A 17,056-nucleotide genomic window follows, 5' to 3' on the forward strand; every position below is an offset into this window, starting at 1 on the left:
CAACGGCCCATCCCCATTCCCGGCCCACCCACAAGCTCAACCCTTGCTCGATCCTGCCCAAAAGCGTGCCCAAAAGCGTGTCAAAACCCTTCTGAACCTTTCTGAACTCTTCTCAACCCTTCCCATTACTTTCAACTCCGTTTCACCCCTGAGAGGTTGGAGCATGCCGGACGACGACGCCGCAGCCCGCGATGCCGCCGAAGAGGCGTCCGCCTTCTCGCACCCACCGGTCGCCCCCGACACCACCGCCCCCTACGGCGACCACCCCGACCAGGTGATCGACTTCTACGCCCCACGAGGCGCCGCGGGCAACACCGGCACCGGCGCGGACGACGGCGGCACCACGGAGAAGGCCAGCGCCCCCCTCGTCGTCGTCCTGCACGGCGGAGCCTGGCGCGCACCGTACGACCGCCACCACATCACCCCGTTCGCCGACTACCTGGCCCGCCGAGGCTTCGCCGTGGCCAACGTCGAGTACCGAAGGGGCAGTTCACTCCCGGGTCAGAACGGCGGCCCGGACACCCCGGGTGCTCCCACGGGCCCGTCGGCGGGCCGCTGGCCGGAGACCTTCGACGACATCGCCGCCGCCGTCGACGCGCTCCCCGACCTCGTACGTCGGCACCTGCCCCAGGCCGACCCCCGCCGCACGGTCCTCACCGGCCACTCCGCCGGTGGCCACCTCGCGCTGTGGGCCGCCGCCCGCCACGTACTCCCGCCCGACGCCCCGTGGCGCATCGCCCGCCCGGCCCCGCTGCGCGGCGTCGTCGCCCTCGCCCCGATCGCCGACTTCGCCGTGGCGGAGAAGCTGGACGTCTGCGGCGGCGCGAGCACCCAACTCCTCGGCGGAGCAGACAAGTTCACCGAGCGGCGCCCGTACGCGGACCCGGCACTCCTCCTGCCCACCGGCATCGCCACGACCCTGGTCCAGGGCCGCTCCGACATCGTCGTCCCGCAGGCCGTGGCCGACGCGTACGCGGACGCGGCGGCCAAGGCGGGCGAGGTGGTGGGCGTGACGCTGCTGGAGGACGTCGGCCACTTCCCCCTGATCGACCCGGCGGCGGACGCGTGCGCGGTGGTGGCGGAGGAGATCGCCCAACTGGCCTGGTGAGCCGGTTGGTCCCCTCGCTCCACCCCGGCTGATACCCGTAGTACCTGAGAGCTACGACCCAAGTGAGCTCCCTGGCGTGACGCCGACGACAGACCGGTGTTCGTAATTTCCTTCCCAGAGCGGCCCGATGAGCGGGCGGGCTGAAGGGGAGGGGGCGGACGCCATGGGTGTCGGCACATGGCAGGGTTCACCCGAACCCACACCGACGAGCCAAAATCGGGGCCAGGATCGGGGCCTGGGGCCAGGTCCGGGTCTGGGCCTGGGTCCGGGTCCGGGTCGACGTCGGGGCCGGAGCGAGGCGGCGGTACGGCATCGCCTGCGCCGCACGCTGCTCGCCCTCCTGATCGCGACCGCGGTCGTTGTGCCCGTATCGGCCGCGGCCCGCCCGAGCGTCCCGGCCCCGCGCCCGGCGTCCCTCGCACCGGTGACGGCGGCGACGCTCACGGAGACGTACCAGGCGAATCGAGCGAACGCCGCCGAGGCGGCCCGTATGGCGGCGGACCACGGCGACACCGGCCGAGCGGCCACGGACCGCTCGATGGCCGGGCCGTCCCGCCAGTTCCTGGCCTTCGACGGCCGTGGCCCCGGCCAGGCCGTCGAGGTCCTCGGTGACCTGGTGAAGGCCGACCGCATAGCCGTCCTCGTCCCGGGCTCCGACACCAGCCTGGACACCTACGACCGCTTCCGCAGAGCCGCGACCGCCCTGCACGACAGCACGGGCCCGGGGACGGCGGTCATCGCCTGGCTCGGCTACGAAACGCCCGGGACGATCAGCACGACGGTCCTCACCCCGGACCGCGCCGAAGAGGCGGCCCCGCACCTGCGCGCGTTCATACGCGAACTGCGCGGCCTGGTGGGCGACTCCGCCCGACTCTCACTCCTGTGCCACTCCTACGGCTCGGTCGTCTGCGGCCGCGCCGCCTCCGGCCTGGACGTCGACGACATCGCCCTGGTCGGCAGCCCCGGCACGGGCGCGGACAACGCCGCCGCACTGCACACTCCCGCCCGCGTATGGGCGGCACGAGGCGCGGACGACTGGGTGGCCCTGGTCCCACACGCCCGGGCCGACCTGCTCGGTACGACGCTCGGCTTCGGCACCGACCCCGTCTCCCGCTCCTTCGGCGCCCAGGTCTTCGACGCGGGCCCCGGCGGCCACAGCGACTACTTCACCCCGGGCACGCCCTCGCTCACCAACCTCACCCGAATCGTCCGGGGCGACACCGAGGAGGTAACCGGTGCATAGGCCGACGACCGTCGCCGCCCCCACCGCGACCGAAGCTGTTACCGGACCCGCAGCCGCCGACGGTGCGGGTGGGAAAACGAACCCGGCCGAAGTCCGGGCGCACCCCCTCCGAGCCGCACGCACCGCACTGCGCCGAACCACCACCCACATCCACCACGCGACTCCCCCCACCCGAGACCGCGCGGTGGACGCCCTCAGGGCCCTCGCCATCACCGGCATAGTGCTGGGCCACTGGCTGGTCACCGCCCTCGTGCCCGACAGCGGCACCCTCCACGCGGCAAGCCCCCTGCAACACATGCCCTGGCTCGCCCCCATCTCCTGGCTCTTCCAGACCCTCGCGGTGTTCTTCCTGGTCGGCGGCCATGTCGCCACGAAGAGCTACGCATCGGCCCGAGCCCACGGCACCCCGTACACCCACTGGCTCCACACCCGCCTGACCCGCCTGTTCAGCCCGGTGGCGGCGGTCCTGCTCCTCTGGACGGCCGTAGCGGCAGGCCTCCTCGTCACCGGCGCCCCCATGACCACGGTCCACGCGCTCCTGAAGCTGGCCCTGTCCCCGCTGTGGTTCCTCCTGGTCTTCGCCGCCCTCACCGCGGCCACGCCCCTCATCACCCGCCTCAACCCCCTGTGGCCCCTGGCCGTCGTCCTCCACGTGGACCTGATCCGCTTCGGCCTGGGCGGCCCCGAGGCACTCGGCTGGGTGAACCTGGCGGCGGGCTGGCTGGTGCCGTACACCCTGGGCGCGGCCTGGACCCGAGGCGAACTGGACCGCCGCCGGGCGGGCTGGCTCCTGCTCACCGGAGGTACGGCGGCGACGGCTGCCCTGATCGTCTGGGCCGGCTACCCGGCCTCGATGGTCGGCGTCCCCGGCGCGTCCGTCTCCAACCTGAACCCCCCGACGCTGGCCGCGGTCACCTTCGGCCTGGCCCAGTGCGGCCTGGCCCTGCTGCTGCGCGGCCCGCTCCGCCGCACACTGACCCGGCGCCCCATGGCCTGGGCGGTGGTGGCCCTCGCCAACCTCTCCGCGATGACGATATTCCTCTGGCACCAGACCGCCCTGATGGCGACCACCGCCACAGGCCTGTCCGCGGGCCACCTCCCCGGCCTGCACACACCCCCCGACAACCTGGCCTGGGTGGCCGCCCGCCTAGCCTGGCTCCCGGTGTTCGCCCTGGCCCTCCTCCTCTGCTGGACGGCGTTCCACGGCTACGAGCACCGCCGTCCCCGTCCTCGTCCTCGTCCCCGCTTCGGGAAGGGCTCGCGAGTCGTACGCCTGCGCCGGCACCCGAAGCGGACCCTGCACCCGCAGGCGACTCAGCATCCGCAGGCGACCCAGCATCCGCAAGCGACCCGGCACCCCGAGAACCCCCGCCCCCGGCCGGTGCCCCATGCCTAGGGTGGTCCCGATGAGCACGGTGGTGAATCAGTGGCTGACCAGAGGACTGCGTACGCTGCGCGAGGACTTGCTGAGCGGTGAGGCCCGGCCGCTGCCGCCGTCGGTGTGGCTGCGCTGGCTGCCACACGGCTTGGTCTTCCTGGTGGCGTTCGGCACCACGATCGCGAACCTCAACCAGTTCGCCGGCCAGTACGAGATGAGCATGGAGTACACCGTGCTGTGCTCGCTGGCGCAGGGCGTGGCCGTGGCGTTCGCGCTGTGGTGGCCGGTTCCGGCGTGGTGGGCCTCGATGCTGGTCACCTTCGTGGTGGCCATGGGTGTGCTGCCCCGGCTCTCCTCGGGGCTGGCCGAGATGATGCTCCCCTGGCCATGGGGACCGTCCGGCCTGGTCGCGCACGCGATGATCCTCTTCCTGCTCGCGCTGCGCGTGCCCACCCGCGTGGCGGCCGAGGCACTGGTGCTGACCACCCTGGGCACGTACGGCATGCAGTGGTTCGGCGGCGACGCGCACTACTCGTCGACGAGCACGGTGGCGACGGCCCTCTTCGCCGGCGTCGTCCTCCTCGGCAGCACGATGCGCGGTCGCCGCGAGGCCCGTACACAACTCGTCGAGCAGGCGAGCATCACCGCCGAGGAGCGCGCCCGCCGCACCCTTCTGGAGGAGCGCAGCCGTATCGCACGCGAGCTGCACGACGTGGTCGCCCACCACATGTCGGTGATCTCCATCCAGGCCCAGGTCGCCCCGCACCTGGTGGAGAACCCCACCGAGGAGCTGAAGGAGAACCTCCACGGCATCCGGCAGAACGCGCTGGAGGCGCTCACCGAACTCCGCCGCGTCCTCGGCGTCCTGCGGTCCGAGAACCCACCGGACGCCGACGACCCGCCCGCGATAACCGCCGCCGCCGAGGGCACCGCCCCGCACACCCCACAGCCGACCCTGGACCGCCTCGACGCGCTCATCGAGAACACCCGCGCCGCGGGCCTCACGGTGACCACCGAGATCCACGGGGACGTGACCCCGCTGCCGCCCGGCGTGGAGCTGTCGGCGTACCGGATCGTCCAGGAGGCGCTCAGCAACGCGCTGCGGCACGCGCCCGGGTCGACCGTACGGGTGGAACTCACCCATTTCCCACGAGGCCTGCAGGTGCGCGTCATCAACTCCCGCCCGCAGCGGGCCGCCCCGCCGTCACCCGGCGCCGGTCACGGCCTGCTCGGTATGCGCGAGCGCGCCACGATGCTCGGCGGCACCCTCATGGCGGCCCAGACCTCGCACGGAGGCTTCGCGGTGGTGGCGTTCCTGCCCCGCGCCGCCGCCCCCGGCGCCGAGGACACCAGCCCTACCAGCCCCATCAGCCTCACCAGACCCACCGACACTCCCGGCACCTCACCGGTACTTTGACCGGCGCCGGACATGACAGGAGACGGGACCCACATGACGAGCAGCACCATCCGCGTACTGATCGCCGACGACCAGCAGATGGTCCGGCAGGGCTTCTCCGTGCTGCTCAACACCCAGCCCGACATCGACGTCGTCGGCCAGGCCGTGCACGGCCTCGACGCGATCGACAAGGTCGCCGAACTCGCCCCGGACGTCGTCCTGATGGACATCCGCATGCCCGAACTCGGCGGCATCGAGGCCACCCGCCGCATCACCACCGAGCGACCCCACATCAGGGTCCTGGTCCTCACCACCTTCGACCTCGACGAGTACGTGTACGAGGCGCTGCGCGCGGGAGCCTCCGGGTTTCTCCTGAAGGACGCCTCCGCCGACCAACTCGCCGAGGCGGTAAGGGTGGTGGCAGCCGGCGACGCCCTGCTCGCCCCCGGTATCACCCGTCGGCTGATCGCGGAGTTCTCCCGCCTGGGCAGCACACCCCGCGCCCCCTTGAAGGAGCGCGTCGGCGACCTCACCGAACGTGAGACGGAGGTCCTCGCACTCATCGCACAGGGCCTGTCCAACGCCGAGATCGCGGGGCGCCTCGTCGTCGCCGAACAGACCGTGAAGACCCATGTGAGCCGCATCCTGGTCAAGCTGGGCCTGCGCGACCGCACCCAGGCGGCCGTCTTCGCCTACGAGTCGGGACTGGTCCGACCCGCGGGGTACTGAGGGACGCGCCGGGAGTGCCGAGCGGACGGCCGCTCCGGAGCCGGACGACCCGTAGTACCTGAGAGGGACCTAGAAGGACCCTCCTCACTGGTGACGACTCCGACCCCGCCCCCGCCTACCGTTTTCACTGTGACCGAGACAACCCACACGCAGAGCACGCCATCACGGGGCGGGGCCAAGGAACGCAGCCCGGAATTCAGGCTGGCGGTCAACGCCCTGCGCGGGCTGTGGCAGGACATGTTCCAGGACGCCCTCGTCTACCGCCCGTTGCCTCGCAGGCACATGGACGGCCCTCTCATCCGAAAGCTGCCCCCGCGCATCCGCGAGCGCGCGGTCTGGGCCCCACACGCGGTGGTGGTGGCTGCCGGACTCCTCGCGATGCTCATCTCCGTCGAGGGCAACGGCGGCAATGACTTCACCCAACTGCTCTCCGGCCTCTGCTCCCTGGCCGCGGTCCTGCTGACCCTCGCCAGGCCGGTCGGTGCCTTCTGGGCCTCGATGGCGGCGACCCTGATCAGCAGCATGCTCGGCAGCAACTTCAGCGACTGGCCGTGGATCCCCGGTGCCTTCGCGACCCACCTCGTGGTCCTCACCGTGGTGGCACTGCGCACCAGGCCCCGGATCGCCGCCTGGATGTGGGGCATCACGGCCCTCTACAGCATGTTCGCCGAGACGTTCTTCAGCTCGCGCTACGACTACAGCTACGACGACTACTACTACAGCACCAACACCGGTCCGATGCTGACGGTCTCGGCCTTCGCCCTCCTGTTCGTCTCCGTCCTGCAGATACGCCGCACGGCCGCGCAGGAGGTGACCGCCCAGCTGACGGTGACGGCCCACGAGCGTTCCCGGCGCACCCTGCTGGAGGAGCGCACGACGATCGCCCGCGAACTGCACGACGTGGTCGCCCACCACATGTCGGTGGTCGCCATCCAGGCCGAGGCCGCCCCCTACCGCGTGGAGAACCCGCCGCCCGAGCTGGAGCAGGCCTTCGTCACGATCCGGGAGAACGCGGTGGCGGCCCTCACCGAACTGCGCCGCGTCCTCGGAGTCGTCCGCGCCGAGGACTACGAGGCCCCGGACGCCCCGCAGCCCACCCTCGCCGACCTCGACGGCCTGCTCGCCAATGTGCGCGAGGCCGGCCTGACGGTGGACAAGGTGGTCACCGGAGCGGTGCGCGAACTCCCGCAGGGCGTGGAGCTGTCGGCGTACCGGATCGTCCAGGAGGCCCTCAGCAACACCCTGCGGCACGCCCCGGGCGCGACGGCCCGCGTGGAGATAGCCCATGTGCTCGGCGGTCTCGGCGTGCGCATAGTCAACGGCCCCTCCCCGGAGGTGACCCTGGTGAAGTCCACCCACGGCGCGGGCCACGGCCTGACCGGCATGCGCGAGCGCGTCACGATGCTGAACGGCGAGATGGCGACGGGCGAGACGGACGACGGAGGTTACGAGGTGACGGTGTTCCTGCCGGTCGCCACCATGAGTGAGGCCGACGCATGACCATCCGAGTGCTGATCGCCGACGACCAGATGATGGTCCGCGAGGGTTTCTCGGTGCTGCTCGGTGCGATGCCGGACATCGAGGTGGTCGGCGAGGCGGTCAACGGCCGTGACGCGGTCGACCGGGTCCGGGAGCTCTCCCCGGACGTCGTCCTGATGGACATCCGCATGCCCGAGCTGAACGGCATCGAGGCGACCCGGGAGATCGTGGCGGCGGACGGCGGCGCGAAGGTGCTGGTGCTGACGACGTTCGACCTGGACGAGTACGTGTACCAGGCGCTGCGCGCGGGGGCCTCCGGGTTCCTGCTCAAGGACGCCTCGGCGCGCCAGCTGGCCGACGGGGTGCGGGTGGTGGCGGCCGGCGAGGCCCTGCTGGCGCCGTCCATCACCAAGCGGCTGATTACGGAGTTTTCCAAGCTCGCCGACACACCCCGGCCCTCGGCGGCGGCCCAGCTGGCGTACGGGGAGCTGACCGAACGGGAGACGGAGGTGCTGGTCCTCATCGCGCAGGGCCTGTCGAACGCGGAGATAGCGGAGCGACTGGTGGTCGCCGAGTCCACGATCAAGACCCATGTGAGCCGTGTCCTGGTCAAGCTGGGCCTGCGCGACCGCACGCAGGCGGCGGTGTTCGCCTACGAGGCGCGGCTGGTCACACCGGGCTGAGATTCTCCGCAAGGTTTGGCTTCAAATGGCACCCCTCGGTGACCGGCTGAGGCTGGGGGGCGCTTTAAAATGATCTTTGCGATCGCTACCCCCACAGGACTGGAGAGTCGTCCCATGCCGTCGCCCACCACCCCCCACGGCCGCAAGGCCATACTTGTCCTCACCGTCGCCGCCATGGCCGCAGCGGGATTGGCCTTCCCCCAGACCGCGCTGGCGGGGAGCAGTGGCCAGCGCATCCAGTTCTGCAGTTCTGCGGGCAAGGCCGGTTACGCGACTGCGGACGGCAACGACCACAACGGCAAACCCGCAATAGGCAGGTACTGGCGTTTCGGCAGCAACGGCTGTGTCACTGACACAGAAGGCTGGTGGCAGGGACGCGTGAGGATCAACTGGCTCATGGACGACGCTTCGTCTCGGACGACCTACTGCGACGTACCGAAAAGTCAGGCCGGCGATGTCTTCACCTGCCGGGGCTGATGCTTGTCCTGAAAGTCGGCCTCGGGGGAATGAGCGGCTTCCGCAGGGCCGAGGCGCCGCCGACGGGAGGGGAGGGACCCCCGGAGGGGTGCCACCGAAAGGCCACGCACCGTGACACCCCTGGTCAGGAAGGGGTTCGCCGGGCTAGCGTCCGACCATGGCAGCTGCTTTCGACCTCGCTTTCGACCCTTGGGACCCGGCGTTCGTCGCCGACCCGTACCCGGCCTACGCCGAGCTGCGGGAGCTGGGCCGTGTGCACTACTTCGAGCGGACCAACCAGTGGCTGGTGTCGCACCACGCGGATGTCTCGGCGTTGCTGCGGGACCGGCGGCTCGGGCGGACGTATCAGCACAGGTTCACCCATGAGGACTTCGGCCGGAGTGCGCCGCCGGCGGAGCACGAGCCGTTCCACACGCTGAACGACCACGGGATGCTGGACCTGGAGCCGCCGGACCACACGCGTATCCGGCGGCTCGTGTCGAAGGCGTTCACACCGCGCACGGTGGAGCAGCTCAAGCCGTACGTGCACGGGCTGGCGGGGGAACTGGTGGCCGAGCTGGTCGAGGCGGGCGGCGGTGACCTGCTGGCGGATGTCGCCGAGCCGCTGCCGGTGGCCGTGATCGCGGAGATGCTGGGCATCCCCGAGTCGGACCGGCCGCAGTTGCGGCCCTGGTCGGCGAACATCTGCGGGATGTACGAGCTGGACCCGTCGCAGGAGACCGCGAAGAAGGCGGTGCGGGCGTCGGTGGAGTTCTCGGAGTATCTCCGGGAGCTGATCGCGCACCGTAGGGAGCAGCCGGGTGAGGACCTGATCTCGGGCCTGATCGCGGCGTACGACGAGGGCGACCGGCTCACCGAGCAGGAGATGATCTCGACCTGTGTCCTGCTGCTGAACGCGGGGCACGAGGCGACGGTGAACGCGACGGTGAACGGCTGGGCGGTGCTGTTCCGCCACCCCGAGCAGTTGGCGGCCCTGCGTGCCGATCACTCGCTCGTGCCGTCGGCGGTGGAGGAGCTGATGCGCTACGACACCCCGCTGCAGCTCTTCGAGCGGTGGGTACTGGACGACATCGAGATCGACGGGACGACGATCCCCCGAGGCGCGGAGATCGCGATGCTCTTCGGCTCGGCCAACCACGACCCGGCGGTCTTCACCGCCCCCGACCGGCTGGACCTGACCCGCGAGGACAACCCGCACATCTCGTTCAGCGCGGGTATCCACTACTGCATCGGCGCCCCCCTGGCCCGTATCGAACTGGCCGCCTCCATGACGGCCCTGCTGGAGAAGGCCCCGACCCTGACCCTGGCTGCCGAACCGCAGCGCAAGCCGAACTTCGTGATCCGGGGGTTGGAGGGGCTGAAGGTAGCGGTGTGAGTGAGCCCTGCCTCCTGTCCCTCACCTCGCCACGCAGGCCGAGGACCGGTCGGGCAGAAGAGCGGGAGTGAGGGCCGGGGCGACGCTCCAGTCGGGGCGAATGCCGTCTCCTTCGGCCAGCGCGGCGGGCATGTACGTGGCGACGTCGTTGTAGCGGGCGGCACTTCGGTGGTAGTCGAAGTTCGCCCGCACCAGGCCCTGGTAGCCCTCGACGACCTCCAGGGCGTCCGCGAAGACGTGCGGGCTGTAGTCGGCGCTCGCGCGGATCTGGGCGGGGGCGGCGGCGCAGGCGGCGAGGAACTGGTCGAGAAGGCCGTCGACCACGGCGGCGACGATGTCCACGGCTTCCTGCGTCGAGCACCGGCGGTGGGTGCGGGTGACCAGGACGGCGTTGTGCATGTAGCCGACGGATTCCTCCTTGTCCACGGAGTAGATGTCGTTGAAGAGCCCGGTCCACTCGCAGGCGAGTTCGCGGGCCTGCCGCAGGGCGGGCAAGTTCCTTATGGCTACGGGGAGTTCGATGCCGCGCACATACTCCTGCAGATGCGCGAAGATGAACTCGCAGACGCCGTTCCTGCGGTGCGGCAGGAACTCCTCGATCGTCATGACCCGCCCGGCCCGGCTGGCGAGGGCCTCGGGGACGAAGGTGTTCAGCCAGAGTGCGACGGACTCGCCCAGCAGCGCGCGCCACTGCGGTGACCGGCCCTCGGACAGGCCGTCGAATATCTCTTCGAGGGCGCGTCCGGTGTCCGTGCGCGGTCGCCGCTCCGCGTGGCACACGGCGATGAGTTCGTCCAGGAAGGCCGCGGCCGCCTCGATACCGCCGCCGCTGATGCTGTCGTCGAGGTTGTCGTCCAGGATGAACGCCCAGATCATGAACCGGTTGGGGATGCGCAGGTGCTCCTCGTCGGCGAGGGGCAGGTACACGGCCGTCGTCCAGGCGGGGCGGGTACGCACCACGTGCCTGCGCGCCGCCTCGCCGGCGATGAGGTGGTGGCGGTCGGCCCATTCCCACATGTCCTCGACGACGGAGTCCATGGCGGGGGACGGTTTGACCTCCGGGAGGGGCATTTTGAACTTCGGCATGGTGAACGAGGGCACTTCTCCTCCTGGACGAACGAGGTCGGAGACGGTTTCGGGACGTTCACTGAGCGGCCGGGAGGTTCCTCCGCCGCGTGGGGGTACGTGTGCGGGCACCGGCGCGGGCGGATTTCCGCCCGGTGTTCGTCTCACTGGGCGAATAGAAGGTGTCTGTCCCGTCTGGTGGCCAAGTATGCGTCCGAACTGCGGCGCAGCCGCCCCGGGCACTGATCCGTAGGGCCCTGTCGTCACGTCACCGCCCCTCCTCATCAAGGACCGCACACGTTCATCGGGCGGTGGTCATGTCGACTGCCGCCGGGGCGTCCGCTCACCTGGACGAGCTAGCCCGAAGTCCTGTCCGCCGCGTACAGCTCGGCCCGGATCCGCTGGGCGGTCCGCGCGGCGAGCGAGATGCCGGTTTCCTTGTCACCGCCGGACGACACGATGGCGAGCACGCCTCCGACGCGGACGTCGACGGCGTAGGACAGAGTGCCGTCGGGCTCGTCGCCGCCTGTTTGCCGCGAGGACTCCAGCAGCGCCTCGTCGCCGAGCGCGGTGATCTCCTGGGCTTCGCGGTGCTCCCGGACGGGGGCGGCCTCCGTGTCGACGGTGACATCCGGACAGGCTTCGTGGAGCCGGCGCCGGATCTCCAGATAGCGTTCGGCGCGCTCGGCGGGCATCGACACCAACTGTACGGTGACGATCCGGCCGTTCTCCGGGGCGCGTGCGAGGCGCACGGTCTGCTGTGCGCTGGCCCCCTCGAAGCCCCTCATCTCCACGCGCAGGTCGTTCCCGGGCTCGCACTGGGTCCAGTCGCCTCCCCCGTACCGGCCGAACAGCCCCAGGTCGGTCCCGGTGACCTTCGCGTGCCTGCCGAACGCCCCGGCGGGCGGGAGCGCAGCCTTCAACTCGGTTTCGGTGAAGACCTGTTCCGGGTCGGCCTCGCCGTCGACGCCGGGTGCCGTCGAGGGGGCGCCCGACGGGTCACCCGACGTGGCGGGACGCCCCGAATCAGGCGGTGACTCCGTGCCGCCGCACCCGGTGAGAAGGGCCGTAAGCATGACGGCGTGGCCTGCTATTCCCGCGCGCACGGCGGCTCGCACGGCGCCTCCCCCGGTTCGGCGAACAGTCGGACCGGACACGTTAGACGAATGAGTCAGAAGCCCTTCGGCCCTTTCGCTGATTCGCGACAAGGGCTTCACCGGACGGGACTTCGAAGCCGGGCACACAGGGCAAGGCCGGTCAGCCCTCCCGCGCGAACGTGTCACCGACACGCACCGTGCCGGGCTCCAGGACATCCAGGTACACACCGACGCACGACAGCCGGCCGAGGTCGTGGACCGGCACCCGGTGTTCCCTGGCGACCGCGCGCATGATCTCGGGATCGGGCGGCAGATCGTCGTGCCCGAGGGTGGGAACGACGCACCGGGGTGTGGGCACGACGACTCGGAAGAGTGCGTCGCCGATGCGCAGCTTCGCGTCGACCCAGGTGTCCTCGGGGAACCCCGTCCCGTCGGGCGTGGCGACGACGAGGTTGGGCCGGAAGCGGCGCGGGTCGAAGTCCCCGGCGGGGTGCGCGGCCCGCAGCCGGTCCAGGGCGGAGGTCGTGACGAGGTGGACGGTGCCGTAGTCGAAGAACGTCCCCGCCGCGACGCGCCCGGAGGTGATGGCCGCGCCGGTGGCGTCCACGGCGGCGGTGCTGCGCAGGGCGTCCGGGACGCCGCCCTCGTAGGCGGGTACGGCCCGTTCGAGCGTGCCCCCGTGCGTCGGCGGGGTGTCGGACAGGGACACCGGCCGCCCCAGCAACTTGGAGAGCCTCGCGTCGAGTTCGGGATCCCCGACGGGCAGGACGACACGGTCCGGCAGTTCGACCAGGACAGTGCCGCGCCCGGTGTCAGGGTCGGCCAATCTGCTGCGGCAGCGCAGCAACCCACCCCACTTCCGGGGATGTTTGGCGCTGGCGACGGCCCCCGTCCCGTCGTCGAGCGCGGCGGCCACCCGGTCTCCGTGGAGCCCGCCTTCGGTGACCTCCACCGAGGTCAGAGCCTCGCCGAGCATGGACTTCACCGGATACCGGTAGAGCGCTGTCACAGTTCCCATGGCGCAATCATGGTTTCCGCGCTCCTGGTGGTCCTCCGGTTTCGACAACGACGGCCGCCCCGTACGCGCCGCACGCGGGGCCGTTCGAACTCCGCCCGCGCCCGGGAGGGCGGTTGTGTCATGTGTAACCGCTTAAAGAGGTTACGGATGGTGCGGGGTGCGGCAGGATCGGGGCCGCCCGTCCTCGTGGTGGTCTTCGTGCCGCTCGCGCCGGGCTCACGACTGCCGCGCCTGAGCGCCGCCCGGCTCCACAGGTGCGGTGCTGTCCGCCGCGAGCGCCATCCGATCGCCGCCGCCCTGCGCTCGCCCTACTTGTCCCCCTTCTCCTGCTTCTCCGCACCCGTATCGGTACGGCTGGCCAGCCGCTCATAGCGCTGCCGGGCCGCCTGGGGGGTCTGGAGGCCGAGGCCGAAGGCGATCTCCGGCCAGGTCATGCCCCGACCTCGGGCCATTTGCAGGAGGCCGATCTCCAGTTCGTCCATCTCGCCGCGCGCGAGAGGTATGAGGGTCAGCGCCGCCGTGATGTCCGCGCGGTCCACCTCCGGTTCGCCGCCCTCCGGCAGTGCGGCGCCGCTGAGCAGGAACGACACCAGCCGGATCGCCTCGTGCGGGCTGAGCATGTGCGGGTGCGTCTGGCGCCGCCGCTGCTCATCGGTCGCCGCGTGCCGCTCGGCGATGCGGAAGAGGGAGGTGTACGTGCGCTGGGCTCGCGCCTCGTCCGCGCTCGGGGGTGTGAAGGGGTCGGTCGGCTGAGGAGAAGTTGACGACGACATGCCGTCAGGCTGCCGTGCAAACAATCTGTTGTCAACGACTTATTTCTACTGCCGGGCAGCCCGAGCTGCCCGCCTCGCCTCGAGGTGCCGTCTGATCAGCCGTGCCACCCGGAGGCATGAGACTCCCTCCCTGCGGCAGTCGCCCGTGCACGCCACGGCGTGGTCGAGCAGGTCCTTGTAGGTGACCATGACCGGATCGGTCGGATTGCCCGGGCACGCCCGCGTCGGTTCCTCGCTCATGCCGGCCACTCCTCCCGCAAGTACGCCGTGACGTACGGCCGCACGATGTCCTCCTCGTCCAGGTATTCGAGTTGCTCTACTGCTGGCGGGGCCGGGCGTTCCCAGCACGGTTCGCGGGGGAGCAGCGGCAGCCACCGCCTGTGCTTCTCCCAGTACCGCGCCCACCGGCGCCACCGGGCACGCGCCGGGTTCAGTTCGGGCAAGGGGGCGCCTCGGGGAGCAGGAAGTACGCCCACACGCACTTGCTGTACGGCCGCAGCTCATGCCCCCAGCGTTCGGTGAGCGCGTCGACGAGGACCAGCCCGAGTCCGCCGCCGCCCTCCGGGCCGTCCGCTGTGCGAGATGCCGGGAGCTTGTCCTTGTCGGGGTCCGACACCTCAAGCAGCAGGCCGCACCCCCGGATCGACAACGTCACCTCGACCTGGGCGTGACTCACCCGGCAGTGCCGTACGGCATTGGTGACCAGTTCGGTCGCGATGGTGGCGATGTCGTCGGCGAGTTCGCCGTCGAGGGCCCAGTCCTTGAGGACGCGTCGCACGTGCGCCCGCGCCTCCGGCACGTGTCTTCTGCGCTTGGGGATGCGGAACGTGTCGCGACGCGGGTGGGTGGTGGAGGTGGGCATGGCGATGAGACCCCCTGACTGTCGTCAAGACTGCGCGTACTTCGAAGCTAGGTCCAAATTCGAGACCGGTGCAATGAGGACGACTGAATACATGCAGAGGTGTCATTCGATCGTGTGATGCTGGCTCATGGTGACGACCGGCGTGGCATCGTTTCCGGTGGAGAGGGGAGTACTCATGCCTGCAGGTGGACGGCCGACCGTGCGTAGTAGGCGCCTGGGTTCCGCGCTGAGGACGTATCGTCATGCCGCCAAGCTGGACCAGCCGCAGGCGGCCGAGGTGATCGCCTCAAGTCAGGCCCGGATCAGCCGCATTGAGACCGGCCATGCGACGCCTCGCGTCATCGAGGTTCGCCTGCTGCTGGACGCGTACGGCATCGCGGACCTAGAAGTCCGTGACAAATTGGAGGACTTGGCCAAACACTCGAAGAATCGGGGCTGGTGGCTGGAACACGCGGCGCACCTGCGGGCCGACTACCTCGATTACATCGCTCTGGAGGACGACGCGACGTACATCCGGGAGTGGCAGCCGCTTCTGGTGCCGGGGCTTCTGCAGACTCCAGCCTACGCAGAGGAAGTCATCGCGGCGACGCCTCACTACATCGCGCCCGAACGAATCGCTCAACTGGTGAAGGTGCGCGAGGGGCGACAGGCGAAGATCAAGGAAGGCGGGGCCACATACGCTGCCATCGTCTGGGAAGCGGCCATCGCCCACCCGGTCGTGAGCGGCGAGATTCACCGGGAGCAGTTGTCCGCGATCCTTGACGTGGGGAAGCGGCAGAATGTCACCGTGCAGGTGCTGCCGTTCAGCGCGGGAGCGATTGTGGGAGCCACCTCCGGTTTCTCCTCCTTCAGCTTCGAAGCCGAGCCGACCGTCGAAGCCGTAACCCTGGAGAACCTGCGGGGGACTTCGGTTCTTGAAGCTCCCGAGGATCTGGCGGCTTACGACCTTGGGAGCGATACCAGCCCCGGATCTGCCTGGCGGTCTGGGCCCCTGCGCGATCAGGACGCCGCTGAGGAGGAGTGGTGCCGTCAGGCGGATCGCGGTCGCCGCTGTCTTGACCGGCGTGTCTTGGTCAGGGAGTGGACCGCAGCGGTGGCGCCTGCCACGTCATCCCCGGGGGCTGGAGTAGGGGCGAGGGCTCGGGGCCAGGGTCATCGGTGTCGACGACTCCGGCGGCCGTGTGGTCGAAGTCGGCGGGCCAGCGGGTGTGCTCGCTGGCCACGGCGCCGGTCAGGCGTGCTTCGACAAGGTTGGCGGTGCTCAAGTCGGTGCCGCGCAAGTCGGCCATGCGGAGATCAGCGCGTTGGAAGACCGCTCCGTGGGCGACGGCCTTGCGCAGGTTCGCCTCGCGCAGGTCGGTCTCAGTGAAGTCGGCGTCACGCAAGTCGGTTTCGACCAGCTTCGCGCCCCGTAGGTCGGCCAGAATGCAGCGAGCCCGGCGGAGAATCGCAGTCGTGAGGTCGGCGTGCCGCAGGTTGACCGAGACCAGGGACGCCTGGGTCAGATTGGCGTGGTACAGGCCCGCGGCCTCCAGGCAAGCGCGGTCGAAGTTGACCTCGGGGAACCAGAGTCCGTCGCAGTCGGCCCGGCGCAAGTCGGTGATGCTGAGATTGACCCAGGACTGCTCCCGGTGCTGGCACAGCACGCCGAGCGCGGTCAGCGCCACCTGGGCGTCGGCGGCGCGAGTCTCCAGGGGTGCGATGTCGTTGATGGGCACGTCTGCCGCCGGTGATTCCGGCCCGGCGGGTGGCCAGGGCAGGTGCGTACGCAGATACGCGGCCTGGATGGAGATGATGGCCTCCCGGTCGCGGGCGGACTGCTCGGCGATCCGCCACAGCGCGTGCAACCCGCCGATGCGCACATCCAGCTTGTCGCTGCCGAGCTGGTCGACGGCCCGGCTGAATCGGTCGGTGACGTAGCCCTCCTGGGTGGCGCGCAAACCGTCCTGACTCACCCGCAGTTGCCGCCAGGTGGCGTACGCGCCGAAGAGCACGACCAGGCCGCCGACCACCTGCAGAAGCGTCGTACGGACATCGTTCACCGCCTTCAGTCGATCCTGTGCGGCGACGCTCGCCCCGGCGAGATCGTGGTCGACCACCACACCCGGCAGTACGACGAACACCGTGCCTAGAACGACCAGCCCCGCCGCCCCGGCCAGCAGAGCCACGGCTGCACGACGCCTGACCAGCCCGTCGCGCCATGCCCGCCGCCCGCGGTCCGGTTCCCCCATCTCCATGGGCACAGGAGCCTAGGCTCCACTCAGTAAACGATCAAGAGTGCTGTGGCACTGGCCCGTGACATGAGAACGGCCTTACGGGTTGGGTAAGTTGTGAGGTTTATTTGGGCCCGTGCGGCCTGTTCCCATCCTGCCC

Annotated in this window: 17 protein-coding genes and 1 pseudogene; 10 read left to right on the top strand and 8 right to left on the bottom strand. The window is 70.3% G+C overall.

The annotated features are described in order from the left end of the window. The first annotated feature begins 163 nt into the window (after positions 1-163). The 9 genes from SGFS_RS32435 to SGFS_RS32475 all read left to right on the top strand — a co-directional run bounded on the left by SGFS_RS32435 (position 164) and on the right by SGFS_RS32475 (position 9,868). Positions 164-1,108, top strand: a complete 945-nt coding sequence (locus SGFS_RS32435; RefSeq protein ID WP_286255568.1) for an alpha/beta hydrolase — start codon at positions 164-166, stop codon at positions 1,106-1,108. A gap of 259 nt (positions 1,109-1,367) precedes the next feature. Further along, positions 1,368-2,351, top strand: a complete 984-nt coding sequence (locus SGFS_RS32440) for an alpha/beta hydrolase (RefSeq protein WP_434028221.1) — start codon at positions 1,368-1,370, stop codon at positions 2,349-2,351. Between the two features lie 127 nt (positions 2,352-2,478). Next, the gene (locus SGFS_RS32445; protein ID WP_286260171.1) at positions 2,479-3,747 is read left to right on the top strand and encodes an acyltransferase family protein; all 1,269 of its coding nucleotides are present in this window, start codon (positions 2,479-2,481) and stop codon (positions 3,745-3,747) included. A gap of 10 nt (positions 3,748-3,757) precedes the next feature. Next, positions 3,758-5,146: a sensor histidine kinase gene (locus SGFS_RS32450; RefSeq protein WP_286255569.1), complete on the top strand. Its 1,389-nt coding sequence runs from the start codon at positions 3,758-3,760 to the stop codon at positions 5,144-5,146. Positions 5,147-5,179: 33 nt separating this feature from the next. Continuing rightward, positions 5,180-5,854, top strand: coding sequence for a response regulator (locus tag SGFS_RS32455; protein WP_286255570.1), 675 nt, complete (start codon positions 5,180-5,182; stop codon positions 5,852-5,854). A 129-nt stretch (positions 5,855-5,983) separates the two neighbouring features. Further along, positions 5,984-7,354: a sensor histidine kinase gene (locus SGFS_RS32460; RefSeq protein ID WP_286255571.1), complete on the top strand. Its 1,371-nt coding sequence runs from the start codon at positions 5,984-5,986 to the stop codon at positions 7,352-7,354. After that, positions 7,351-8,016: a response regulator gene (locus tag SGFS_RS32465; protein ID WP_286255572.1), complete on the top strand. Its 666-nt coding sequence runs from the start codon at positions 7,351-7,353 to the stop codon at positions 8,014-8,016. The genes SGFS_RS32460 and SGFS_RS32465 overlap by 4 nt, the downstream gene beginning before the upstream one ends. A gap of 114 nt (positions 8,017-8,130) precedes the next feature. Next, the gene (locus SGFS_RS32470) at positions 8,131-8,493 is read left to right on the top strand and encodes a hypothetical protein (protein WP_286255573.1); all 363 of its coding nucleotides are present in this window, start codon (positions 8,131-8,133) and stop codon (positions 8,491-8,493) included. A gap of 157 nt (positions 8,494-8,650) precedes the next feature. Further along, the gene (locus tag SGFS_RS32475; RefSeq protein WP_286255575.1) at positions 8,651-9,868 is read left to right on the top strand and encodes a cytochrome P450; all 1,218 of its coding nucleotides are present in this window, start codon (positions 8,651-8,653) and stop codon (positions 9,866-9,868) included. A gap of 21 nt (positions 9,869-9,889) precedes the next feature. Here the strand turns inward: SGFS_RS32475 and SGFS_RS32480 are convergent, their stop codons facing one another. The 7 genes from SGFS_RS32480 to SGFS_RS32510 form a co-directional block, all read right to left on the bottom strand. After that, positions 9,890-10,969, bottom strand: coding sequence for a terpene synthase family protein (locus SGFS_RS32480; protein WP_286255576.1), 1,080 nt, complete (start codon positions 10,967-10,969; stop codon positions 9,890-9,892). Between the two features lie 320 nt (positions 10,970-11,289). Next, complete coding sequence (locus SGFS_RS32485; RefSeq protein WP_286255578.1) at positions 11,290-12,009, bottom strand: hypothetical protein; 720 nt, start codon at positions 12,007-12,009, stop codon at positions 11,290-11,292. 181 nt (positions 12,010-12,190) lie between these two features. Then, on the bottom strand, positions 12,191-13,048 hold the full coding sequence (locus tag SGFS_RS32490; RefSeq protein ID WP_286255579.1) for an MOSC domain-containing protein: 858 nt from the start codon (positions 13,046-13,048) through the stop codon (positions 12,191-12,193). Between the two features lie 308 nt (positions 13,049-13,356). After that, positions 13,357-13,821, bottom strand: a complete 465-nt coding sequence (locus SGFS_RS32495; protein WP_286255580.1) for a DNA-binding protein — start codon at positions 13,819-13,821, stop codon at positions 13,357-13,359. A gap of 45 nt (positions 13,822-13,866) precedes the next feature. Further along, positions 13,867-14,061 (bottom strand): hypothetical protein, encoded by a 195-nt coding sequence (locus tag SGFS_RS32500; RefSeq protein WP_286255581.1) that lies wholly within the window; start codon positions 14,059-14,061, stop codon positions 13,867-13,869. Beyond that, positions 14,058-14,264, bottom strand: coding sequence for a hypothetical protein (locus SGFS_RS32505; RefSeq protein ID WP_286255582.1), 207 nt, complete (start codon positions 14,262-14,264; stop codon positions 14,058-14,060). Before SGFS_RS32505 ends, SGFS_RS32500 begins: the two co-directional genes overlap by 4 nt. Next, complete coding sequence (locus SGFS_RS32510) at positions 14,252-14,683, bottom strand: ATP-binding protein (RefSeq protein ID WP_286255584.1); 432 nt, start codon at positions 14,681-14,683, stop codon at positions 14,252-14,254. The genes SGFS_RS32505 and SGFS_RS32510 overlap by 13 nt, the downstream gene beginning before the upstream one ends. A 175-nt stretch (positions 14,684-14,858) precedes the next feature. On the opposite strand from SGFS_RS32510, the pseudogene SGFS_RS32515 reads away from it, so the two are divergent. Next, a pseudogene (locus SGFS_RS32515) lies at positions 14,859-15,626 on the top strand (helix-turn-helix domain-containing protein); the annotation flags it as partial. A 130-nt stretch (positions 15,627-15,756) separates the two neighbouring features. Here SGFS_RS32515 and SGFS_RS32520 read toward each other — a convergent pair. After that, positions 15,757-16,920, bottom strand: a complete 1,164-nt coding sequence (locus SGFS_RS32520; protein WP_286246900.1) for a pentapeptide repeat-containing protein — start codon at positions 16,918-16,920, stop codon at positions 15,757-15,759. Positions 16,921-17,056 lie beyond the last annotated feature (136 nt).

The sequence above is a fragment of the Streptomyces graminofaciens genome (assembly GCF_030294945.1).
GTDB lineage: Bacteria > Actinomycetota > Actinomycetes > Streptomycetales > Streptomycetaceae > Streptomyces > Streptomyces graminofaciens.